The sequence below is a fragment of the Tenacibaculum litopenaei genome (assembly GCF_964514025.1).
GTDB lineage: Bacteria > Bacteroidota > Bacteroidia > Flavobacteriales > Flavobacteriaceae > Polaribacter > Polaribacter litopenaei.
In genome coordinates, this window is sequence record NZ_CAZEQT010000007.1 from 428,250 (window position 1) to 451,588 (window position 23,339).

The window sequence follows — 23,339 nt, forward strand, 5'->3', positions numbered from 1 at the left end:
TTAGTTTGGTTATTTTTTAGTCTTTTTCTTCGATTTAAAATGCATCATTCGATTTTTAGGTTTTTTAGGAAGGCTGTCTTTTTTAGCTTCCTTTTTCTCTTTTTTCTTTAAACCTAATTTTTGTCCTAACTCCTTTAAGTTATTAAAATTTACTTGATATGACAAACCGACTCCTTGCGTATAGCCTTCGTCCTCTGCCGAATACTGTACGTCATTTTGCCTGTTAAATACAGTACCTCTAAAGTTTCCTTCCTCATTTAGTAGCACCTCAACCTTAACCTCTCCCACTACACTGGTTTGAGTGTTAGCTCCAACGGGAACTCCTACTTTTCCGTTGACCAGTACACGATCACTGAGTTGTGTACTCACCGAAACATCTACCTGATCATCACTATTTACATTGTTAACGTCTCCTCGATTTCCTTGCGTATACCCAACTCCAAACTTCACCTTACTTCCATCACTGTTCAGCATGTCTGATAAAATACTCGTCGCAATTTCAGAGGCGGTTCCGGTAAGTCCGTTGGTGGCACTAGTTCCGATAGCCTCTTCGTTATAAAAGGTTCCGAATGCCAATAAAAACGAGAAATGCTGCATTTTGGTATTCAAATCGTTCTCATTGAGTAAAAATTCCAACTCGGAACTCACTGTAGAATTCGCGTTGGGAATTTTAATATCAAATTCCTGTTTAGAACTAAACAAGCCTCCCGTAATTTTGGTGTACAAATCAATCGGGATTTTTCTACTCGAATTAATATTGTCTAATACCTGTGCTGGATTTGCTTTGGTTCGATACACGGCTGTAATATCCAACTCAGCATCAAAAGGACTTCCCGTCCAAGAAATTGTTCCTCCCTTTTGCACCACAAAAGGCTTGGTAATTCCGGCGTATTTAAAGTTATACAACCCTTTTTCTACCTTAAAGTCTCCGAACATATTAAACTTTCCTCGGGTATTGATATCTATCTGGAGGGTTCCTTGTCCACTTCCTTTCAATTCACTTCCCGATACTTTATCGATTACTACCTGTGCTTCCGCATCTTTGGTCACGTCGAGACGCATTTTTAAATCGAGTCCTTTAATATCTTCGATGAGTTTTTCCTTTTCTACCGTTTCTGTAGCGCGCTTTTCAAAATGAATCAACTTGTAATTGTCTATCATTTTAACATCACTCAGCGGAATTACAAACTTAGTATTCGGTTGGGTACTTCCTTCCACAACGATATCTAAGTTACTCGTTACCCCAGTAATTTCGGCTGTTCCCTTTAAAAATGCCGTTCCGTAATAGGGTATTTCATCAGACTCCTTCGTGTCTAAAACCAGTAAATTATCGGTTGTTAAATCTAAATCCATAAACCACAGGTCAAAATTACGATGCGCGATATACCCCGATAAATTTCCTACGGTATTGTGTTTGGTATCTTCCAATATTACATCCGACAAAATAAACTGCTGTCCTTCGAGTACTATTTCAGAATTTCCTTTTAAATCGAAATCAACATTTAAGTACGGAAACGCTAAACCGGCTTCTTCCAGTACCAATTTCCCGTCAAACTCCGGATTTCGGATATAGCCTTTTGAGGTAAAATCACCCGACACTCTCCCCCGAAGTTTTGAAAGCACTTCTTGTCCTAGCGGACTAAATGCTGCTATTTCATAGTCTCGCAGTGCTACCGACAAGTCCATTGTTGGACGTTTTTGGCTGAAGTCGAGTGTTCCCTGCGCAGTAATACTTTTGGCGTTCTCGTTTTCTAAACTCATGTAGGCGCTGTACTTCTCAAAGGAGTTTTCTCCTTTTATTTGCAAAGACAGGTTTCCTTGTTCAAAATCATTAATACTGAAGTCTTGAATGCGCATTTCTGCCTTCGGATCTAGTATTCCTTCTTTTTGCTTTAAGGCAAACAAACCATCTACCTTTCCTCTCAATCGCAGGCTGTCAATACTGGGTAAGAAACTCTGTAATTTTACGGATCGGAAACTCGCTTGGATATCTTTGTAATCCTCTCCTTTGATGTCTCCACGGAAGCCTATGTGTTGTTCCCCAGAAATTAACTCGACAGGAGCTACGCTAAAATCCTTTTTTTGCAAGTCAAAGGTCACCTTACTCTCTTTATCGTTATTAGGATTCACCACCCAGTCAAACCCCTGGTAGTTGAGTGTTGATTTTTGTACTCCTACCACCCATTTCTGATCGGGGTTAATGGTAAAGTAAAAGTCAAAATTAAATTTTTGATCAAAATTCTTCCCCCCGTTAAACAGCGATTTAAAAAACAGCGTGTCCTTCTCTGTCCTGTTCAACAAGTTGAGCTTTTCAATATCGTAGTATTTACTATCTATCTTCCCGGCGGTTAAGTGAGTATTGTACAGTGCATTTTTGTTGTCTAATCGGAGAACTACTGTTTCCAGGAGATTGCCATAGGCGTTGATAACCGGCGTTGAAAAAGTCAATTTTACCGAATTTCTATCCGAATTAATACGTCCTTTCAATCGCGTATTTTTCCCTATGGACATCTGCGGTAAAAACACATCGATGATCTGGTTGTAAATGGTAAAGTCAAAATCTAAAAACTGGTTGGGAGTTACCTTAAAGGGCTCGTAGTTTGTATACACACTTCCCAGAGCATTTTGCGTCACAGACCACAACTCATTAAATAAAAACTTCCCTTCCAATTTCCCTCGTACAATATCTTCCGAGTTGACTTCAATGGTTTTGATACTGTCTTTGACAATAGAACTAATGTCAAATTTCTTAAATCGATAAGCCTGCTTTTGGTTGGTATATACAAAATCTTTAAAGGACGCCTTTCCTATAATATCATCGAACGTATTTCCAGAAATATTCAGTCCTACCTTTCCTTTTAACCTCGCAATACTATCGCGGGTAAAGAGGTTAGTCGCTTTCAAATTTACATGGGCGATATCGGCCTCAAAGTCGAACTTATTAATCGCCGAAGAGAAATCTGCTAATCCTTCAAAAGTCATTTTGAAATTCTCATCATCCGCACTCAAAAACCCGTCGAACTTTTTGTTTTGAAATTGTCCGTTTACACTGAGGTCTTTGTATTCATAGTCGTTAAATTCCAGGTTGGTTATTTTCCCGATAATGGTCGTATTGACATTCTCTACATTAAAGCCACTTCCGTTCACATCGGCAATCAAGGAAATTTTTCCTAAGAGCGGATCGTTGGCAAATACACCTATATCAAAATCTTTAAACTCCACTTCCCCCACGTATTCCGCTTCATCTATGTTCTCGATATTCGTAAGTTGCAGATCGGAGATGGTCGTTCCGATGGCCGATTCGACATTTAGGGTGGCTTCCATTTGCTCCGGAGTTACTTTTACCAGTCCTACCATGGTAAAATTCCCCAAACGCTGAAACTCTGTAGGCAAGGTTTTTCCTAACAAATTGGGCAATACACTTTTTAACTGAAAGTAATTTGCGGTAACATTAGCCAAATCAGCATCAAAAACAAACCCACGTTCGGTACGCAGGGCATTTACAAAGCCCATATCACCAATGATCTTCATTCCATTTTTCGAATGTAATCGAACCTTGGTAGCACTAAAGTTATTTAAAACACCTTGAATTTTACCGGTGAAATGCAGCATATCATCTCCGCTGAGTTCGCGGTATAACTTGCTCAAATCTTTTACCGACATGCTGCTCTTGTTAAACGTCGCTTTGATTTGCACCTTATCGTTAAAATCAACAAAGTCTTTTCGGTTATAGCTCAGTTTGACGTTGGCCGCCAATTTGGAATTGTTGTCCGTGCGCAATACCAGGTTATTAAACAGCATCTTCGTTTTGGTATAACTAAAATCGGTACTCAAATCAGTAACTACCACTCCTCGGTTGTCTGTAAAGCCCATGTTTCGTATGTCTGCATTCACATCGGGCCCCACAACGGCGAAGTTATTTAACGATGCCGAGAGCTTGGACGCTCCAAATTGAAGATCTTCGCTGCGATTTTCATCGCGCAATCGAAAATCCATATCGGCTAAATTAATCTGTTCGCAGCGCAATATAAAAGGAGTCGCAGTGCTGTCTTTAGGCTTATTATCATCAAAACTTTCGATAAATACCGACAGGTTATCATTGGATTCCCCTTTGTAGGTTTTCATATGAAAATGAATTCCGCTCAACGAAGCTTCTCCCAAGTCCACTTTATTCTCCAACACCTTTTTGGCGTTTAACAAAGAGGTCTTTAAGTTTTTTACAAAAATTAAGGTGTCTTGATGGTGATCTCGGATTTCAATTCCTTTCAATTGTACGGTTCCCAACCAAGAAAGGTCTAGTCGCTTTACAACGATATTGGTTCCAAAAGCTTCATTCACGTAATCTGTTGCCTTTTTGGCCAACCTACTTTGTACTGGCGGTAAGGACAGTACTACAATGAGCAACAACAAAAAAAGCACTACGTACTTAACGATCCTCCCCAATATTTTCTTTGCTCTCTTGATACCCGCGAATTTTGATAGTAATAATTTAACAAAAGTAACTAGCTAATACCAAAAATCTTGCCCAAAATGTAAAGAAAATTCGATTTTAACGATTTTCTAACTCATTATGAATATTTTTGCAGGATAAATCTCTTGAAATTGGATAAAAAGAACGTTTATATATTAGGAATAGAGAGCTCTTGTGACGATACAAGTGCCGCAGTTTTACACGATGGAAAAGTATTGAGCAATATCGTAGCCAACCAAGAAGTGCACGCCAAATACGGTGGTGTTGTTCCTGAATTGGCCTCTCGAGCCCATCAACAAAACATCGTCCCTGTAGTACAGCAAGCAATTGCCCAAGCGGGTATTGAAAAATCAGATTTGAGTGCCATTGCCTTTACCAGAGGGCCTGGACTTATGGGATCTTTATTGGTCGGAACTTCCTTTGCCAAATCACTGGCTTTAGGACTTGACATTCCGCTGCTTGACGTCAATCATATGCAGGCACATATATTGGCCCATTTTATCAAGGAAGAAGGATCTAAAATTCCTCCTTTCCCTTTTATCTGTCTTACCATTAGTGGTGGACATACCCAAATAGTAAAAATAACAGACCATTTCGAAATGGAAATCTTAGGTGAAACCATCGACGATGCCGTTGGAGAAGCCTTTGATAAATCAGCAAAAATATTAGGACTCCCCTATCCTGGAGGTCCTTTGGTCGACAAGTACGCCCAACAAGGGAACCCCAAAGCCTATAGCTTTAGTAAACCACGTGTGGGAGATTTGGATTTTAGCTTCAGTGGACTCAAAACAGCTATTTTGTATTTTATCCAACGAGAAACCAAAGCCAATCCAAATTTTATCGAAGAAAACCTCTACGATATCTGTGCCTCAATACAACATACGATTATTGAAATTTTAATGGACAAAATTAAAAATGCAGTAAAAGCTACAGGTATCAAACACATTGCTATTGCAGGAGGTGTTTCGGCAAATTCCGAAATAAGAAAGCGTTTAGAGCTCGCAGAAAAACACTGGGGATGGAACACTTATATTCCAAAATTCCAATACACCACAGACAACGCGGCAATGATTGCCATCACTGGATATTTAAAATACCTAAACAACGATTATTCGGATGCGAGCATCACTGCTCAAGCACGTTTAAAAGTTACTGAATAATTCATGAACACATTAAAAACCAGAGCCGAGCTCGCCTTGTTTTATTTTCTATGGTGGCTCGGATATTTTGCCTTTTCTCGCTTTTTATTTCTGATCTTTTACATGGAAAAAACTCGAGAAGCTGGTCTACTTACAAGTATCAAGACTTTCGTTTACGGAATCCAATTAGATCTTTCCTTTACAGGATACCTGTCCTTGATTCCTTTTCTCATCCTCATGCTAACGGTTCCGTTCAGAGCAACGGCAACTCGTTTTTTACTGAAAGCCTACAGCTACCCTATCATCGCCTTGACGAGTTTACTCATCATAATTGACACTGTACTGTATAAATCATGGGGAGTTCGAATCGACAGTACCTTATTTAACTATATCAGCACGCCAAAAATCATGCTCGCCTCGGTATCGGGAACCTTGCTCGTTGTGGGTATTTTTATATGGCTCAGTTTTACTGCAATCAGTTGTTATACCCTTAACAAAACACTTCAAAAACCACTATCGCAGTTAGCCCCTGGAAAACTCTGGGAACTCCCAGTATTTTTAGTTGTGATTGCCTTGTTAATCCTTCCTATTCGCGGCGGTTTTCAAACAGTTCCCATCAATCAAAGTAATGTGTATTTTTCCAATAATATGTTTGCCAATCACGCGGCTATAAATTGTATTTGGAATCTAGGAAATACGCTGACACACAAAACAGAAGACCACAATCCATACACGCATTTTGACACCAAAATTGCGCAAGAAATTATCGAAAAACGCCGAACTCCTTTATTACAAAGTACCGACAGTGTGCTGTTAGCTAACAAGCCTAATGTATTGTTGATTATCTGGGAAAGCCTATCTGCCAAAGCAGTAGGGTCGCTAAACGGTGCCGAAGGAGTGACAGAGCACCTCGATCAGCTGGGTAAAGAAGGCATCTTGTTTTCTAATTTTTACGGAAATGGTGACCGTACCGACAAAGGACTTCCTGCCATCTTGAGTGGCTATTATCCGCAACCTACTCAGAGCATCATCAAAACTCCTCATAAAACAAGGTCCTTACCTATGCTGACTGCCGAAATGAAGAAACTCGGGTATACAACCAGCTTTTACTACGGAGGTGATACGAACTTTGGAAATATGAACACCTATTTACGAAATGGTCAAATCGATCAAATCGTCGAAGGAAACGAGTTTGACCGTGCAGATTGGAACTCTAAATGGGGGGCTCACGATCACATCATGCTCGAACGTTGTATGCGTGACTTAAAAGAAAAACAATCAGCACCATTTTTCACCATTGCTTTAACATTAACTAGCCATGAACCCTACGAATTCCCAGGTGAATACAAATTTGGGAAACGCACAGAAACGGACCTGTACAAAAGCGCACAAGCCTACACCGATGCAGCTATCGGTGCCTTTATAGCGGAAGCAAAACAGCAAACTTGGTGGGACAACACCCTAGTGATCATCGTAGCAGACCACGGACATCCATTGCCTAAACACGAGGGGTATTTCAATGCTCCAAAGAAGTTTCAAATCCCAATGGTATGGTTGGGAGGTGCTTTAAAGCAAAAAGGAGTGGTCAATACCACTGTGGGCTCGCAAATCGATATTCCCTATACCTTACTCGACCTGCTCAAAGGTGATAAAGACGCTTTTTCGTTTGGATCAAACTTGTTTAATCACAACGAGCAACACTACGCTCATTACATTTTTAACAAAGGATTTGGTACCGTTAGTAAATCAGGAGCATATGTTTACGATTACGTAAGCAATAAGCCCGCCCTTACCCAAGGAACGACCGACGATTTAGAAAAACTAGGAAAAGCCATTTCTCAAGAGGCTTATCAGGATTATCTCGATAAATAAGAAACTATGAATCCTTGTATTCGTTTATTCTCCAAAATTACCCGTTTAACACCAGAGGCTATTGAGGCCCTAACCAAAGTTGGTTATGAAAAGTATTCGGTAAAAAAGGGTGCCCCCCTCATTCGGGTACATCAGGGCTGCCAAGAGTTATTTTTTATTGAAGAAGGCCTGGTAAAGTTGCGTTTTTTTAAGGATGATAAAGAGTTTATCATGCGTTTCTTTAAGGAAGGAGAGGCGGTTACAGACTTGGCTAGCTTTTACGGAAACACCAGTGACAAATACGAAATCATAGCCCTCGCTACTACAAAAGCTTTCGCTATTCCATTACAGGCATTAGAACAATTGTGTACACAGCATCCGTCCATAAATACCGCTTATCGCAAATTTATGCTAATGGCTAACCTCAACATGATCCAACGTATTTCAGAAATGCTCGAACAGGATGCGAGTATTCGTTATAAAAATTTCTCTCAACAAAACGCCGAACTCCTACAACGTATAAACTTAGGAGATGTGGCTAGCTATCTCGGTATCACCCAAGTTTCTTTGAGTAGAATTCGAGCTAAATAAGTGTTTTTATCATTTGTTAAAGGATTCAAGTCGTCAAAAGATGAATTTTGACACTAAACTTTAACACATATGAAACAAGCAAAGCTCACCATCGTCCATGAACACCTTCGTTATCCCAAAGTAAGCCTATGTGCCACTAGTTCGGCGAAATTCATCCATATTGCTGCTGAAATCGATCGTAGTAGCACTCCTTTTTATTGGCGAACATCTTCGAAAAAAAAGGCTGCCATTGGTTTGAGTACAGAGGCTCTTCAAAAACTTCAGGCACAGCACCCAGCTATGGAATTCTCTTTATTCAAAGCAAAATTGAGGCCTCCAGGTAGAGGGCGATATATTCGAGAACACTACGCCGAACATCAGTTTGCTGCTTACGACTTCGTCATTTTTATTAGCATCGATTGCGAAAACTCTCGACAAACTCTTATGAGTTCCCCAACTTTTCAACAGCTCGTACAAAAACTCAATCAGCTCGCTCATAAAACTACGATAACACAGGCTTCCAACATTCGTCAAATTGGACCTGTTCCTCCCCTTGCAGGCCACACTTTTCTCTTCAACTATTTCAGCGCAGAAAACACAGCTCAAAACCTAGGTATCTGGGAATATACCGCCTCTTGGTTTGAGAAGGAAACCCAACTCAAAAACTCTGTGCTACTCTTACCTGATAGTTCGAGTTCTTACAGTATCATCAACCATTGTTCCTGGCCGAGCATTTGGGACATCCTCCCTAAATTACTATTTAAATCGTCCTTTCGTTCGTATGTATTGGATAACTTTTATGCAAATAATGTGGGAGCACAACCCATACTCTACCGTTTAATTTATACCCAAAAGCATTGATTATCAAGTATTTTTTAATTACCTTTAAGGGACTAGTCAGTCAAACAGAAGGCTAAAGAAAACAACTAATTAATTTATTAACTTACTTACGCGATGTCTAATCTATCAAACCTCCGTCCCCCGAAGTACAGTGATAGGATACAGTTACCTGTCCACTTCGACGTCGAAAAGATGCTTCAAGAATTCGAAGCTTTAAAGAAAAACCACTTAACGAGTTATGAGTATTACGATGTAATTCCACTGAGAGCACCTGCTCATATGGTAAATCCCAGTCTACCTTTTCCACCTCCGGCAAATGATTATGCCGATGGTTCTTGGACCGACTGGCTCGATACGGAAGCCTTAAAAAACTCAGCGTATCTTACAGAAATCATCGATTATTTTAAAACCCATACTACGGTCACTTTGGTTCGTTTACTTCGACTTGCTCCTGGAGCTATTGTCAAAGAACACACAGACCCAACACTGGCTTTGGAAGTTCCTAAATCGGTTATTCGAATTACCATTCCCATATTGAAAAACAACCAGGTTACCTTTTACCTCAACAATAGCATTGTGACTATGCAACCTGGAGAATGTTGGTACCTCAAACTCGATGACCCGCACAAAGTGGATAATTTAGGAACCACAGAGCGCGTAAATTTGACCATCGATCTAATACCCAACAAATGGTTGCGAACGCAACTCAATCTAGAAGAATCAGAAAATGCGGTTAAAGAACGTCAGTTTGAAGCCTAAAAAAAATCCCCAAAGCTCTTGCCTTGGGGATTTTTTTAGACCGTATTTCTAACTTACTTCTTCGTTTTAATACTACAACCAATCGCTTTTGTATAGGTTGTTTTTGGCGCAGCTCCTCGGAGTAATGCATGTACTGCTTCATCGACATAACGCGTTGTAACAGCTTCTGGATTTCGAGAACTATCATCAATAGCTCCGATATAAGAAACCACGACAGCCCCTTCCTTTTTGGTTAAGATATAAACATGCGGTGTTCTCGTAGCTCCAAACTGAGGGTATACTTCCTGCTTTTCATCAAACAAATACGGAAATGTAAACTTCTTTTCCGCTGCACGTACCTTCATTTCTGCAAATCCATCACCAGGTGAAACCGCAGGATCATTTGGGTTGATGGCGATTACGGGATATCCTTTTCCTTTAAACTTTCTGTCCAATGCGAGAATTCTATCTTCATTTGCTACCGAATACGGGCACATATTACAGGTAAATACGACAATGAATCCCTTAGCGTTCGGAAAATCGGCCATCGACACCATTTTTCCATCCGTATTTTTCAACGAAAAATCAGTTACTACATCACCTACCTTATACCCAGTATCTACTTTTACTGCAAAGGCCAAACAAGTTACAAGGGCGACTACAACTCCTATTGATTTTAAAATTTTCATGATTGCTTTATTTTAAAAAATTAATTAATTCGTTTTCTAAGGCACCTTTTTTAAAGGTTTGCTCATAAAACTTTCTCTTTTTCGCATCGTAAATGAGCGTAGCGGGAATTGACCCAGTCCAATTAGGATCTACCTTCGGTATCCATTGCTGTTCTTTCGGATCGTCTAAGTGAATTACTTCTGACTGCAATTGGTGCTTTTTAATAAACTCCAAGAGGGCCGTATCTCGGTGTTTTGGAAAATCTAAACTCACCAATATCACTGCTACCTTTTTCTTTTTATAGCGTTTTGAAATTGACTCAAACAAGGGAAGTTCCTCTACACAGGGCTTACACCAAGTTGCCCAAAAATTTACGATATAGGTACTGTCACTTTGAGTGGTCAGGTGAGGTTTTAAGCCTTCAAAATCGACACTAGAAAGCGCTGTTACCTCTGCGTATTTATTAGACTGTCCGTAACTGATCGTCGTTAGGAAGCCTATCAAAATTAGAAATTTATTCATACTAGTTTATTGCTTCTCTAAAAATAATGAAAAATTTTAGTGGATACAATTAAAAAGCCTTGGCAAGAATACCAAGGCTTTTAGGGTGCTGACTACTCTTTGCTTAGTCAAAAATATCATTTAATAGCTTTGCCAAACGCAAACCTCCTTTTTGTAATTGTTGACGCACTATTGGAAAGTACACATACGAATAGCGATACCCGAGCTTCTCTCCTACTTTCGCCGATTTGTACACTTTCTTCGTTAAGCTATGCGTATCCTTCACCCAATCCAAAACAGAACCCGCTTGCAATGCTTTAATTTGGTGCTTGCTTAAATGCTTGGCATTATCTGCGAGCTCTACATAACTCATATCCCATTTTTTTATCAGATTTTCATCCCATACTCTGTGCAAATTGGAACCGCGTCCATGCCACTGCACTTGGATGGTGTTTCCTCCTTTGTCTTCTTTCTGACCTATGTGCATAGGTTGATGTAAATCACCGATAAGGTGCACCAACATTTTTAAATAAAAGCGCTTGTCATCCACCGATGCATTCTTGTCTTTTAAAACTTTGATACAGTGTTGAATTCCGGTTACTAAATCGCCTTTCGGATTTTTAGCTGCTGTTTCATAATTCCCATCCAAAGGCATATTCACATAGTGCCACGGATAAAATTTTCTGTAATTCTTATCCGACTTAATCTCATCTGCATAGGTAGACACAAAGGCCAAACTCTCTCCTTCAAGTAATTCGTCAATCGCTCTTTTTGCTTTTTTAGTCAAATGCTTTTCCGCAATTTTACCCGTAGCTCGATGTCCTGTTGGACCCCAAACATCATCCGTAGCAAAAGCTCCGAGTACCCAAATAAAACTGAGGGTTATCGTTATAATACGTTTCATCATTTTTGAATATTTTTTGCTAAGGTACATAATAGCTAAAAACAACATTTGGATTTATATAACTTTTTTTCATATATTTATGATATCAAAATAATATCAAATTAATTAATATGGAATCAGAAAAAATTATCAAACCAGCCAACGGATATCTCATACTACTCGTTGTTTTTACTTTAATCATCGGTGGAATTGCATTTGCCATTCGCGAAGAAAACCCAGCATACATAGTATTCATTGTACTAGGATTGTTTTTTTCTACCGGATTTATTCTTGTCAACCCAAATTCTTCGAAAGTAATTTTACTTTTCGGAAAATACATCGGTACCGTAAAACAAAACGGATTGTTTTGGGCAAATCCATTTTATACCAAAAAGAAGATCTCACTTAGAGCGAGTAATTTTGACAGTGAGCGTTTAAAAGTAAATGACAAACTCGGTAATCCGGTTATGATCAGTACCATTCTTGTTTGGAAGGTTACCGAAACCTACAGAGCCGCTTTTGATGTGGACAATTACGAAAATTTCGTACGAGTACAAACGGATGCTGCCGTTCGTAAGTTGGCAAGTATGTATCCTTATGACAACTTTGCTGATGAAGGTCACGAAGAAGAAATTACCTTGAGATCGAGTTTAAACGAAGTAAGTGATGCACTTGAAAAAGAATTGGAAGAGCGTTTAGCCATTGCAGGAATTGAAGTTCTTGAAGCTCGAATAGGATATCTTGCCTATGCACAGGAAATTGCCAGTGCCATGCTAAAACGCCAACAAGCAACCGCTATCGTTGCCGCCCGTCATAAAATTGTAGAAGGAGCTGTAAGCATGGTAGAAATGGCCTTAGACGAACTCAATAAAAAAGACATTGTAGAACTTGACGAAGAACGCAAAGCAGCCATGGTAAGTAATTTAATGGTTATATTGTGTGGTGACAGAGAAGCCACTCCTGTAGTGAACACCGGAACGTTAAATCAATAAATAATCACATACTATGAAAGAATACAAAGTAATCAATTATAAAGTAGGATTGACCAAAAACAACCAACGCTTAGAAGAAGCCTTAAACACCTATGCAAAACAAGGATGGCGAGTATTGCATGTAGCAGAACAATCTGCGCGAATTATTTTTGAACGCGATAAAAACAGATAGTCATGAAGGTATTTAAGGAGGTACAGCGATTTACACAACCTTGGTTGCTGATCCTACTCGGTATTAGCACCCTTGTTCCCAGTGTTATTCTGTTCCAAGCGTACTTTAACGAAGAAGTTTCACTTTTTCGTTTACTAGGACTACTGGCTTTACTAGTCCTTGCTACGGGTAGCATTTTTTTATTCAAACTGAGCACACGCATAGACGAGCTCGGCATACATTATCAATTTTTTCCCTTACACCGAAAAAAGAGACTCATCGCTTGGTCAAGTATTGCAAGTGCCGAACTTCGTACCTATGACGCCATCGGTGAATACGGGGGATGGGGATTGAAGTCGGGAGCTCTTTGGAACACCAAAGGAGGGCTTGCCGTGAATGTTTCTGGTTCCCTTGGTATTCAGCTCGTACTGAATACTGGTCAGAAAATCCTCATCGGTACGCAACAACAAGAAGCCGTTAAGCAAGTCTTAAAAAACTATATAAAAGATTCAAAAGAATGATTCGATTTATTCTATACATTAGTGCACTGATACTCCATTCAGTTAGCGTGTTTTCGCAAGTTCAACGCGAAGACATAACTCTCATGAACGGACCAATCACCTTGTCTGGAACGCTGAGTTTTACGGAAACAACCCAACCGCTAGTCATTTGGGTTCACGGGTCAGGAAATATCGATAGGAATGGAACGCAAAAAGGGCTTTTACCGCTCCGCTACATCCAAAAATGTAGAGATTCATTAAACGCTCGAGGCCTTGCTTTTTTCAGCTATGACAAACGAACTGCGAACAGCGCTAACAAAGACCTGTTAAAAACAACCTTATTTGACGATCTCGTCACAGATTTACAAATTGTGGTTGACCACTTAAAAAAAGAGAAGCGTTTTTCTAAAATCGTGTTAATCGGTCACAGTCAAGGATCATTAGTTGCCATGCTTGGAGCTAAAAACAGTGATAAGATTATATCTTTGGCTGGACCAGCAAGTCCTATTCAAGAAATCATCGTGCAGCAAATCGCAAAAAATGCAGCCATATTAGCTCCTTTTGCGAAAAAACACTTTGAAGAACTTGAAAAAACAGGTACTATAAAGGAAATTAATCCGATGCTAATGAATATTTTTGCAAAACCAATGCACGCCTTTTTGCGTTCTTGGATGCACTATCATCCTACTAAAGTTGCTAGTACATTACAACAACCTTTATTGATTATTCAAGGAGAAAAAGATCTTCAGGTGGCTGTTCGAGATGCACAACTTTTAAAAGACGCGGTACCTAAGGCTACATTGGTGCTCATTAAGAACATGAATCACGTTCTTAAAACCATACAAAAAGACTCGGATAACATGACTTCCTATACGGATCCTTCGTTTCCCTTGTCTGTAACTTTAGTTAACGCCATCGTTAAATTTGTAAAACAACCCTAATGTCAAAGAAAAAAGCATTTGCATTACGCATACAAGAAGACATGTTAAAGTCCATTGAAAAATGGGCTGCAGATGAATTTAGATCTACCAATGGTCAAATTGAGTGGATGCTAATGAAGGTGCTAAAAGAAGCCAATAGAGCTCCTAAGAAAAAAGAGTAAGCAATTCTAAAACAACTATTTTTCAGACCTTCCTTTCCCGAGGAAGGTCTTTCTATTCCTTAACATTTTTTTAAGAAGTTTAATTAATATTTTTACCTGATTACAAACGTACTAATTAAACTTACACATGAAACAACAGTTATTATTTGTTTTATTTTTTACCACAATCCTAGGATTCAGTCAAGAGTTTTCTATGGATTTAGTAAAGAACATGAAACCGAGAAATATAGGTCCCGGGGGTATGAGCGGACGTGTTACTGCCATTGATGTAGTACAAAACAACCCTGATATCATGTATGTCGGAACGGCTTCCGGAGGAGTATGGAAATCTACTTCAGGAGGTATTAAATGGCAGCCTATTTTCGAAAAGGAAGTGACCGCTTCTATTGGAGCGGTAGCCATACAACAATCAAACCCCAGTGTTATTTGGGCGGGAACAGGTGAAGGAAATCCTAGAAATAGCCTCAACGGCGGTTATGGTATTTACAAATCACTCGACGCCGGAAAAACATGGAAAGCCATGGGCTTAGAAAAAACGCGTCACATTCACCGCATCCTCATCCACCCCAATAATCCGAACATCGTGTACGCGGCAGCTATAGGATCGCCGTGGGGAGTTCACAAAGAACGCGGCGTGTACAAAACCATCGACGGTGGAAAAACTTGGAAACAAATCTTATTTACCAATGAAAAATCAGGAGCTGCTGATTTAGTTATGGACCCTGCGAACCCCAATAAAATCATCGCAACTATGTGGGAGCACAAACGCGATCCGTGGTTCTTTAAATCTGGAGGTTCAGGAAGTGGAATGTACATCACCCATGACGGTGGAGATACTTGGAAGAAAATTACAGACAAAGAAGGTTTTCCTAAAGGAGAACTCGGAAGAATTGGCGTTGCCATAGCGCCTTCAAATCCAAACACTATCTACGCGCTAGTAGAAGCGAAAAAAAATGCGCTGTATAAAAGTGTAGATGCCGGATTTACTTGGAAAAAAATAAACGATAAAAAAGGAATTGGAAATCGACCTTTTTATTATTCCGAAATTTATGTAGACCCACAAAATGAAAACCGATTGTATACCATTTTCACGTATGTAAATGTTTCTGATGATGGTGGAAAGAGTTTTAGACAACTGATGCCTGCCTATGGTGTGAGTAACGGTGTACATCCCGATCACCACGCTTGGTGGATTCACCCTAAAGACGGTTCTTTTATGATCGATGGTAATGATGGTGGACTCAATATCACACGTGATCACGGTAAAACGTGGCGATTTATTGGAAATTTACCCATTGCGCAATTTTACCATATTAATGTCGATAATGAATTCCCGTATAATGTATACGGTGGTATGCAAGACAACGGATCGTGGAGAGGCCCCGCCTATGTTTGGAAAGCTCAGGGGATACGTAACTCTTATTGGCAAGAAATTAGTTTTGGAGACGGCTTTGACGTAGTTCCTGATAAGGATGATTCACGTTATGGCTGGACCATGAGTCAACAAGGATTCGTTTCTCGCTACGACCATGTAACAGGTAACAATTACACAGTACGCCCTACACATCCAAATCCTGAAGTTCGCCTGCGCTTCAATTGGAATGCGGCCATCAATGGTGACCCTTTTGACAATGCTACCTTGTATTTCGGAAGTCAATACGTACACAAATCAAAAGATAAAGGACTTACTTGGGAAATTATATCACCCGATTTAACGACCAATAATCCAGCAAAACTAAAACAATCAGAAAGTGGTGGGTTGACTATGGATGCCACGGGGGCCGAAAACCACTGTACTATCCTGGTTATCGAACCTTCTCCTTTAGAAAAAGACATGCTTTGGGTTGCCACTGATGACGGTCAAGTACAGCTTACACAAGACGGTGGTACTACTTGGAAAAACGTTTCTAACACGATCAAAGGACTTCCGAAAAACAGTTGGATTACTCAAATCAAAGCTTCCAACAAAAACAAAGGTGAAGCACTATTAGTAGCGAACGATTATCGACGCTTTAATTATACACCGTACGCATATAGAACTAAAAATTACGGAAAAACTTGGGAGCGTATCGTAGATGCCGAAGATGTAAAAAGCTATGCGCTGTGTATCATCGAGGATCCTGTAACTCCGAACCTCCTATTTTTAGGAACAGATGACGGATTATACGTCTCTATAAACTCTGGAAAAAACTGGACAAAATGGACCAATGGATTTCCTACCGTATCTGTAAAAGATTTAGTTATCCATCCTAGAGAACACGATTTGGTAATCGGGACTTTTGGACGTGCTGCTTGGGTACTCGACGATATTCGCCCCTTGAGAGCCATGGCTACAAAACCTAGCGTACTACAAGAGAAACTCACAGTATTTTCACCTCCAACGGCCTATTTAGCTGCGTATCAACAACCATCGGGAAGTAGGTTTGGCGCAGATGCCTTATTCAATGGTCAAAATAGGGGTCGTGGAGCAAAAATTTCATATTTCCTTCACCCACCGAAAAAAGCTAAAAAAGAGCAATCAAAAGCGAAGAGTACTACTGAAAGTACTGATAAACCCATCGTTAAATTCGACTCTATTACCTTTGATATTTATAAAGGAACCACACTTATCAGAACGCTCAAACGCAAAGCTCCGAAGAAACACGGGGTGCATAAAATTACCTGGAATATGGATGAAAAGGGTGTTACGCGTCCTTCACGAGTACTGCGTAACTCAAAAAGAGAACCAGGAGGTGTACGCGTATTACCAGGTGACTACCGCGTAAAAGCGACCTACGGTGATCAGGTATCAGAGACAACGATAACAGTAAGCTACGATCCTCGCTTGGAGATGTCAACATCAGCCATGACTGAAAAGTACCAAACGGCAAAAAAGCTTGAAAGCTACCAAGAAACCATAGCTGCCGCTGTAAAACAATTAGTAACGTCGAAAAAAATAGCTCAAGGATACAAATCTAAATTGAGCAAGAAAGATAAAAAGCGCTACAAAACTACGATTGAAGCATCGGGAAAAATGATTAAAACCATCGATGCCTTACTCGATCAATATCTAGGCAAAAGAGACAAGCGACAGGGAATCACGAGAAACCCTGAGCCCAATGTATACCAGCGTCTTAACACGGCACGATGGTATGTTAACAGTCGTTTTGGTGCACAAACTTCCACAGAACAACGCCTAGTTACTCAAATTAGAGAGGCTCTGAATAAAGCACTAAAAGAAACAAATAGCTTTTTTGACACCGAATGGAAGACCTATCAGACTGCTGCTGAAAAGATCCAAATATCTCCTTTTAAGGAAATTACGAATTTCTCGATAAAATAATTATTTTTACGTAAATGAAAACAAAATCTCCTGTTCACGCAGGAGATTTGTTTTAAAAGCTCTTTACATGAAAAAATTATTGATCGTATGCATCTTACTTAGTAGCTATCATTTCCCAACGCAAGCGCAGTCTAACCCCGAAAGTCAACTGGGAGCCTGGTATATGTATGGAGGATCCCACGAACTAGCTGCCTCATGGAAATTAAAATCACTCGCGCACTTCAGAATGTTTGAAGTTGCTGATGAATTACAACAATACCTCTTTAGAATAGGAGCAAATTACAAGATCAATAAGCACCTTAGCCTTACGGGAGGATATGCCTACCTTAATACGGACGCTAGCTATCGTCAGCGCGGTGGTACCGAAAACGAACATCGATTGTACGAAGATGTACTTATAAATCACGCCATTGCAAAGTTAAAATTAGCGCATCGCATTCGACTTGAACACCGATTTTTTGAACGTGATACACAGCATTGGATTCGCTATGAGCTAGGGTTCTCCTACCCTTTAAACAAGCGATGGGGTACCTATTTGTTTGATGAAGTATTCTTTAATTTCCAAGGAGAAACCTTTGCTCAAAACTGGTTGGGAGGCGGTTTTACTTACAAATTGAGTTCGACCACTAAATTCAAACTAGGGTTTATGAATATCGCTACCAATACTGCCAGTTTTAACCGACTGCAAATTGGGGTCGCCTTTAGCACACAGCGAAAATCAAAACGCCCTCAATAGTTTTCTTACATTTGCCAAAATTTTTTCCATATGAATATAACCGAAATTACTAATGATATTCCTTTTTTAGCAAAAGACACCACCATATTTGGAGTGTTATGCATGATTTTAGCAGGAATATTTTATACTTCTAAACACCCGTTATTCTCTAAATTTTACAAAGTTATTCCGGCTTTATTGCTGTGTTACTTTGTTCCTTCTATTTTCAGTTCTATAGGCATTATCGCTGATAAATGGATTGATGTTCAAGCCACTATTGCCCACCTCAGCAAGGTCTATGGCAATTTGGACGGCGTTCATAACCTAGAAGAACTCAAAAACTACATCAGCACGCATCAGATTGCCGCTGCAGAATACCAACAATTTACAGGTAAGAGCAGTATTTATTTTATAGCTTCTCGTTTCTTACTCCCTGCTTCTTTGGTATTGTTAACCTTAAGTATCGATTTAAAGGGAGTGTTCAAATTAGGGCCAAAAGCATTGATCATGTTCTTAACAGCAACGGTAGGTGTTATGATTGGAGGTCCAATCGCCATCGTATTTTTTAAATTCGTCGCCCCTGACATCTTAGTACAAGTAGAAGGTACTGATTTGTGGAAAGGCTTGTCAACAGTGGCAGGTAGTTGGATTGGTGGTAGTGCAAATCAACTCGCTATGAAAGAACAATGGGAAGTAAGCGACAGCTTGTTCAGTATTATGGCTGTTGTGGATGTTTTGGTAGCCGAAGTTTGGATGGCGTTTTTACTCTTAGGAGTTGCTAAATCGGATGCCTTAGACCGTTGGTTAAAAGCGGATAATTCATCCATTACCGAACTCAAAGACAAAATGGAAAAATACTCTCTTGAAACGGCTCGAATTCCTTCGTTTCACGACTTGATGATCTTATTAGGTATTCCTTTTGGGGTAACTACTTTAGGACACATAGTAGGAGACAATCTCGGTCCTTGGATTAAAACAAATTTACCTGGATTGGTCGATTTTGGTTTGGGGAGTTCTTTTTTCTGGTTAATTATCACCGCAACTACTATAGGTATTGCCCTATCTTTCACAAAAGTGAAATCGTATGAAGGTGCTGGTGCCTCAAAAATTGGAACCGTATTTATTTACATACTCGTTGCCGCGATTGGGATGAAAATGAACTTGAATGCAATTGTAGATAATATTAGCTTATTCGCTATTGGTTTTGTTTGGATGATAATTCACGTCGGACTTTTATTCTTAGTAGCAAAACTTATCAAAGCTCCGTATTTCTTTTTAGCTGTAGGTTCGAAGGCGAATATCGGAGGAGCTGCTTCTGCTCCGGTGGTTGCGGGAGCTTTTCATCCATCATTGGCACCCGTAGGCGTACTCCTAGCTGTTTTCGGATATGCTTTAGGTACCTATGGTGCATTTTTCTGTGCAATTATGATGAAATGGATGAGTTAATGCAAATCTTTTAGCAAGATCCTAAAATAAATATAAAAATTCTGCATATTTGCAATCCTTAAATGAAACAACCAATTGCTTTAAGCAATTACTCTTAAGAAAACACACATGAAAAAAGTATTACTTACATTTTTAATAGCGATAGTAGCGCTCGCTTGTTCATCGAAAAAGCAGGGGAATATGATTGTAAAAGGTCAAATTAGAGGGCTTAAAAAAGGAACCTTATACCTCCAAAAAATGAAAGATACTGCTATTATTTCTGTTGACTCAGTTTCTTTACTTGGCAAGGACACTTTTACCTTAACTGATGATGTTACTTCACCAGTGATGTATTATTTAACCTTTACAGGAAATAAGGATAACAAGAAACTCTTGTTCTTTGGAGAACCAGGAGAAATTACTATTAATGACAATATTGAAGAATTCGGGTTTGCTCCAAAAATTTCGGGGTCTAAAAACCAAGAAGTAATGGATAAGTTTGCCAAAGTTGACAAGCGTTTTATCGATCAGCGATTAGATTTTGTTAAGAAAGACTTAGAGGCAAAGCAGGCAAAAGACGAGGCTTTAATTGCGCAACTTGAGCTGGATTATAAAAAGATGGTACGCAGACGTGTGCTTTTTGCTACCAATTTTGCAATTGCGAATGCAGATACTGAAGCATCACCGTATATTGCCCTCACGCAACTTTACGATGCAAACATTAAACTTTTAGATACGATCAATAGTAGCTTATCTGACAAAGTAAAGAAATCAGATTACGGACTACGTCTTCAAAAGTTTGTCGATGAAATTAAGAGTAAGGAAAAACAATAGTTTCCAACAATAGTAAAAAGCTGCTTCTAAGCAGCTTTTTTTTTGCTCCATTCTCAGGCTTTCCTCTCCTAAGAATAGATTTAGCCAAAGTGATTTGTGTATCTTTAGCAAAAATTTACTCTATATGAAAAACAACCTTTTTTGGGTTTGTGCATTGTTTATTTACAGTGCTACTGCCCAAGTAAAAACCATTTCAAGAGATTGGACCTCATTTGTTCAATCTGTAACTATTTCAACTAAGACTCCCAAAAAATTCAAGTTGGTCGCAAAGGTAAAAGTAGCTCCTGACGACAACAGAGCTTGGGCTGGGCTATGGGCCAGGGTTGACACTAACAATAGTGAGCCTGGATTTTTTGACAATATGAATGATCGCCCTATAAAATCGACAACCTGGAAAGAGTACAGTGTTGAGGGCAAGCTAGACAAAAATGCGGCATCTTTACATTTCGGAGGCTTGTGTTTATACAATGGATCATTTTGGTTTGATGATTTTCATTTATACATCGAAGACGACCAAGGAAAGTTCAAGGAATTCCCAATTGACAATTACAATTTTGAAACGACTATTCGCAATCAGAAAATAAAGAGTTGGAACGAGTCTATCACTGCTGGAAAATCTGTTCGAGTAAAGGAATTTACTATTAGCTCGAGTACTGATGCTGCTGAAGGAAGTCGTTCTTTATTGATTCGCAGTTCTGGAATTGAGACTCCTGAATACGAGCGAGGAAAAATTGGTAAGGCGGATGCTAAAAATCCACAGATTGACAATATGATTTCGATGTTAGAAGATTTAAGGCTTCGTGTTTCAGGAGCTGTAAAGCATTTAGATTTAAGGGAAACGGATCACTTGCACGACGCCAAGGCCAATCGTATTGGAGCGTTGGTATTACACTTAGCTGCTGCGGAGGTTTATTATCAGAAATACACTCTTGGGGAGGCTTACAAGGACGCTAAGATAGACAAGGAATTAAAAGCTGCGATGGACTTGGACGATGAAGGAAGAAAAGTACTCAAAGGCAAAGAAATTGGATACTACCTAGACATTTACAACAAAGTACGTAAGAGAACTATTGAAGCGCTTCGCAAAAAGGATGATCGTTGGTTTAAGCAGGTAAATCCTGGCAATGGCATTTCAAATCAATACGCATGGTTTCATGTAATGGAACATCAATCGAGTCATTTGGGTCAGATATTATTCTTAAAAAAGCGAATTCCTAAATTGGAACAGGAGGTAAAACTCAAAAAAAATATTAAAAGTTAATATAAAAAATAGCGTACTCTAGTACGCTATTTTTTTTATGAATAAACCAAAAATCTTCAAAAGAGAATCGTACATATTCTCAAGGGGATACAACAGGGGATAACCATTGAAGGAAACTAATGGTAAGTAAGGTAAAAGCGGAGTCCCCTGTTGTCCCTGTGAAGCAAACCATAATTATTACTCCGTAGATTATATGCAACGGATATTTCTTGTATTCAATGCTAAACTTTGTAATCATTCTATAAAAGAGATTGCTCATTAGAGAAATTAAAAAAGAGATTGCTGGTTGCAAATGGATTTGAATTGGAATAGAACAATTAACCAAATATCTAATATTCAAAAATTAACGAAAAAGGCACCCCTCCACTCCCAACAATCTCTTACTAACTAACTAGATTACAACATTCTTTTACTAATCATAATACATTTTGTTTCTACTAATATTTATTGCTTTACGATTATTTAATACAGTTTTTATTCATTTTATTTCGGTTCTTTTCATATGCCAAGTCCTAGCAAAAAGCTTTCAGACAGCCTGCCATTAGCAATAATCCCACAGTACTCAATGCTATCAACAGCTTATTCCCTAATCTCAGATACGACCAATTGGCTCCCACCTGCTCTCTTTCAACAATCCTCCCTCTTTTCGTTCTACTTATCCTCTCCCAACAACTAGTGCTAGTTTCTTGCTTTGCTATCTTTTGTTCCTCTAGCGCATAATGTATTGGTTCCTGTTTCATTTTCCTATAAATTCCTCCCTTCTTCTCCATTGTTTTCTCTACTTCCTTCTCTCCTCTCTTTCTTCTTCGCTGTATCTTATTTCTCTCTATTCTGAACTGTACCTCATTTTTCCTTTCTAGTTCTCGCAATCTACAAAGCACCCAATTCGCTTTCAATTTGTTAAAAAGCTCCTGATTTCCTTTAGATTTCCGTATCCAATGAATCACAACGCGTTCTTCTTTTCTTGTTACTTTTCGCTCCAAATACCTAATTAAACTCACTTCATCCATGACTCTTCGTTGTATATTCCCTTTATTAGAAGATTATCAGAACTTTTCTATTGCTACAATTGCTAATTCAACTTTTCTAACGGGCTCCTAGTACTAGTACCACCCCAACTAACCCAAAACAGTCAACCTTTACACTGCTCCTACTGCAGTAAGGCTTCTTCATTCACCTCCTCACTCACTCACTCACTCACTCACTCACTCACTCACTCACTTCGTCCACTATTTACTGGCCTGCGGGTTCTCTGTCATCGTCCCTTGCCACATATCGGAGGCGGCTATTCACTTCGATCGATCTAACGATAACTACCACTCAATTTTGATCTCATTCAATTTAGCTAACTTCCAATTTTGTCATCTTCCAATTT

Annotated in this window: 20 protein-coding genes; 15 read left to right on the forward strand and 5 right to left on the reverse strand. The window is 39.3% G+C overall.

The features are described from left to right. Positions 1–9: 9 nt before the first annotated feature. Entirely contained in the window at positions 10–4,419 is a 4,410-nt protein-coding gene (locus ACKTS5_RS16545; RefSeq protein ID WP_408045234.1) for a translocation/assembly module TamB domain-containing protein, read from the reverse strand. Positions 4,420–4,602: 183 nt separating this feature from the next. Here ACKTS5_RS16545 and tsaD point away from each other — a divergent pair, with 183 nt between their 5' ends. From tsaD to ACKTS5_RS16570, 5 genes are all read left to right on the forward strand, one after another. After that, a complete protein-coding gene (tsaD, locus tag ACKTS5_RS16550; RefSeq protein WP_408044997.1) occupies positions 4,603–5,631 on the forward strand; it encodes a tRNA (adenosine(37)-N6)-threonylcarbamoyltransferase complex transferase subunit TsaD in 1,029 nt (342 codons plus the stop codon). A 3-nt stretch (positions 5,632–5,634) separates the two neighbouring features. After that, positions 5,635–7,482 (forward strand): LTA synthase family protein, encoded by a 1,848-nt coding sequence (locus ACKTS5_RS16555; protein WP_408044998.1) that lies wholly within the window; start codon positions 5,635–5,637, stop codon positions 7,480–7,482. A gap of 6 nt (positions 7,483–7,488) precedes the next feature. Continuing rightward, positions 7,489–8,052, forward strand: a complete 564-nt coding sequence (locus tag ACKTS5_RS16560; protein WP_408044999.1) for a Crp/Fnr family transcriptional regulator — start codon at positions 7,489–7,491, stop codon at positions 8,050–8,052. A 69-nt stretch (positions 8,053–8,121) separates the two neighbouring features. Further along, entirely contained in the window at positions 8,122–8,892 is a 771-nt protein-coding gene (locus ACKTS5_RS16565; RefSeq protein WP_408045000.1) for a hypothetical protein, read from the forward strand. A gap of 93 nt (positions 8,893–8,985) precedes the next feature. Further along, a complete protein-coding gene (locus tag ACKTS5_RS16570) occupies positions 8,986–9,630 on the forward strand; it encodes an aspartyl/asparaginyl beta-hydroxylase domain-containing protein (RefSeq protein ID WP_408045001.1) in 645 nt (214 codons plus the stop codon). Between the two features lie 53 nt (positions 9,631–9,683). Here ACKTS5_RS16570 and ACKTS5_RS16575 read toward each other — a convergent pair whose 3' ends face one another. From ACKTS5_RS16575 to ACKTS5_RS16585, 3 genes are all read right to left on the reverse strand, one after another. Next, entirely contained in the window at positions 9,684–10,298 is a 615-nt protein-coding gene (locus ACKTS5_RS16575) for a thioredoxin family protein (protein WP_408045002.1), read from the reverse strand. 7 nt (positions 10,299–10,305) lie between these two features. Next, positions 10,306–10,800, reverse strand: coding sequence for a TlpA disulfide reductase family protein (locus ACKTS5_RS16580; protein ID WP_408045003.1), 495 nt, complete (start codon positions 10,798–10,800; stop codon positions 10,306–10,308). Between the two features lie 103 nt (positions 10,801–10,903). Further along, positions 10,904–11,683, reverse strand: a complete 780-nt coding sequence (locus ACKTS5_RS16585) for a S1/P1 nuclease (RefSeq protein WP_408045235.1) — start codon at positions 11,681–11,683, stop codon at positions 10,904–10,906. A 110-nt stretch (positions 11,684–11,793) separates the two neighbouring features. On the opposite strand from ACKTS5_RS16585, the gene ACKTS5_RS16590 reads away from it, so the two are divergent. From ACKTS5_RS16590 to ACKTS5_RS16635, 10 genes are all read left to right on the forward strand, one after another. Beyond that, positions 11,794–12,654 carry an SPFH domain-containing protein gene (locus ACKTS5_RS16590; protein ID WP_408045004.1) on the forward strand — a complete coding sequence of 287 codons (861 nt, stop codon included), beginning with the start codon at positions 11,794–11,796 and terminating at the stop codon, positions 12,652–12,654. Between the two features lie 13 nt (positions 12,655–12,667). Beyond that, complete coding sequence (locus tag ACKTS5_RS16595; RefSeq protein ID WP_408045005.1) at positions 12,668–12,826, forward strand: DUF4177 domain-containing protein; 159 nt, start codon at positions 12,668–12,670, stop codon at positions 12,824–12,826. A gap of 2 nt (positions 12,827–12,828) precedes the next feature. Further along, positions 12,829–13,326 carry a hypothetical protein gene (locus ACKTS5_RS16600; protein ID WP_408045006.1) on the forward strand — a complete coding sequence of 166 codons (498 nt, stop codon included), beginning with the start codon at positions 12,829–12,831 and terminating at the stop codon, positions 13,324–13,326. Next, on the forward strand, positions 13,323–14,246 hold the full coding sequence (locus ACKTS5_RS16605; protein WP_408045007.1) for an alpha/beta hydrolase: 924 nt from the start codon (positions 13,323–13,325) through the stop codon (positions 14,244–14,246). The genes ACKTS5_RS16600 and ACKTS5_RS16605 overlap by 4 nt, the downstream gene beginning before the upstream one ends. Then, positions 14,246–14,407, forward strand: a complete 162-nt coding sequence (locus ACKTS5_RS16610) for an Arc family DNA binding domain-containing protein (protein ID WP_408045008.1) — start codon at positions 14,246–14,248, stop codon at positions 14,405–14,407. Before ACKTS5_RS16605 ends, ACKTS5_RS16610 begins: the two co-directional genes overlap by 1 nt. Before the next feature lie 127 nt (positions 14,408–14,534). Next, complete coding sequence (locus tag ACKTS5_RS16615) at positions 14,535–17,729, forward strand: WD40/YVTN/BNR-like repeat-containing protein (RefSeq protein ID WP_408045009.1); 3,195 nt, start codon at positions 14,535–14,537, stop codon at positions 17,727–17,729. Positions 17,730–17,796: 67 nt separating this feature from the next. Continuing rightward, positions 17,797–18,465: a DUF2490 domain-containing protein gene (locus ACKTS5_RS16620; RefSeq protein WP_408045010.1), complete on the forward strand. Its 669-nt coding sequence runs from the start codon at positions 17,797–17,799 to the stop codon at positions 18,463–18,465. A 30-nt stretch (positions 18,466–18,495) separates the two neighbouring features. Continuing rightward, complete coding sequence (locus ACKTS5_RS16625) at positions 18,496–19,890, forward strand: DUF819 family protein (RefSeq protein WP_408045011.1); 1,395 nt, start codon at positions 18,496–18,498, stop codon at positions 19,888–19,890. A 108-nt stretch (positions 19,891–19,998) separates the two neighbouring features. Beyond that, complete coding sequence (locus ACKTS5_RS16630; RefSeq protein WP_408045012.1) at positions 19,999–20,703, forward strand: DUF4369 domain-containing protein; 705 nt, start codon at positions 19,999–20,001, stop codon at positions 20,701–20,703. 124 nt (positions 20,704–20,827) lie between these two features. Beyond that, positions 20,828–21,964, forward strand: a complete 1,137-nt coding sequence (locus ACKTS5_RS16635) for a mycothiol transferase (protein WP_408045013.1) — start codon at positions 20,828–20,830, stop codon at positions 21,962–21,964. Positions 21,965–22,476: 512 nt separating this feature from the next. Here ACKTS5_RS16635 and ACKTS5_RS16640 read toward each other — a convergent pair. Further along, positions 22,477–22,974, reverse strand: coding sequence for a hypothetical protein (locus ACKTS5_RS16640; protein WP_408045014.1), 498 nt, complete (start codon positions 22,972–22,974; stop codon positions 22,477–22,479). Positions 22,975–23,339: the final 365 nt, after the last annotated feature.

What these genes read in the sequence shown, in the direction of transcription:
- ACKTS5_RS16555 (WP_408044998.1), top strand. Translation starts at nt 5,635, where the DNA reads ATGAACACATTAAAAACCAGAGCCGAGCTCGCCTTGTTTTATTTTCTA.
- ACKTS5_RS16560 (WP_408044999.1), top strand. Translation starts at nt 7,489, where the DNA reads ATGAATCCTTGTATTCGTTTATTCTCCAAAATTACCCGTTTAACACCA.
- ACKTS5_RS16565 (WP_408045000.1), top strand. Translation starts at nt 8,122, where the DNA reads ATGAAACAAGCAAAGCTCACCATCGTCCATGAACACCTTCGTTATCCC.
- ACKTS5_RS16570 (WP_408045001.1), top strand. Translation starts at nt 8,986, where the DNA reads ATGTCTAATCTATCAAACCTCCGTCCCCCGAAGTACAGTGATAGGATA.
- ACKTS5_RS16575 (WP_408045002.1), bottom strand. Translation starts at nt 10,298, where the DNA reads ATGAAAATTTTAAAATCAATAGGAGTTGTAGTCGCCCTTGTAACTTGT.
- ACKTS5_RS16580 (WP_408045003.1), bottom strand. Translation starts at nt 10,800, where the DNA reads ATGAATAAATTTCTAATTTTGATAGGCTTCCTAACGACGATCAGTTAC.
- ACKTS5_RS16585 (WP_408045235.1), bottom strand. Translation starts at nt 11,683, where the DNA reads ATGAAACGTATTATAACGATAACCCTCAGTTTTATTTGGGTACTCGGA.
- ACKTS5_RS16590 (WP_408045004.1), top strand. Translation starts at nt 11,794, where the DNA reads ATGGAATCAGAAAAAATTATCAAACCAGCCAACGGATATCTCATACTA.
- ACKTS5_RS16595 (WP_408045005.1), top strand. Translation starts at nt 12,668, where the DNA reads ATGAAAGAATACAAAGTAATCAATTATAAAGTAGGATTGACCAAAAAC.
- ACKTS5_RS16600 (WP_408045006.1), top strand. Translation starts at nt 12,829, where the DNA reads ATGAAGGTATTTAAGGAGGTACAGCGATTTACACAACCTTGGTTGCTG.
- ACKTS5_RS16605 (WP_408045007.1), top strand. Translation starts at nt 13,323, where the DNA reads ATGATTCGATTTATTCTATACATTAGTGCACTGATACTCCATTCAGTT.
- ACKTS5_RS16610 (WP_408045008.1), top strand. Translation starts at nt 14,246, where the DNA reads ATGTCAAAGAAAAAAGCATTTGCATTACGCATACAAGAAGACATGTTA.
- ACKTS5_RS16615 (WP_408045009.1), top strand. Translation starts at nt 14,535, where the DNA reads ATGAAACAACAGTTATTATTTGTTTTATTTTTTACCACAATCCTAGGA.
- ACKTS5_RS16620 (WP_408045010.1), top strand. Translation starts at nt 17,797, where the DNA reads ATGAAAAAATTATTGATCGTATGCATCTTACTTAGTAGCTATCATTTC.
- ACKTS5_RS16625 (WP_408045011.1), top strand. Translation starts at nt 18,496, where the DNA reads ATGAATATAACCGAAATTACTAATGATATTCCTTTTTTAGCAAAAGAC.
- ACKTS5_RS16630 (WP_408045012.1), top strand. Translation starts at nt 19,999, where the DNA reads ATGAAAAAAGTATTACTTACATTTTTAATAGCGATAGTAGCGCTCGCT.
- ACKTS5_RS16635 (WP_408045013.1), top strand. Translation starts at nt 20,828, where the DNA reads ATGAAAAACAACCTTTTTTGGGTTTGTGCATTGTTTATTTACAGTGCT.
- ACKTS5_RS16640 (WP_408045014.1), bottom strand. Translation starts at nt 22,974, where the DNA reads ATGGATGAAGTGAGTTTAATTAGGTATTTGGAGCGAAAAGTAACAAGA.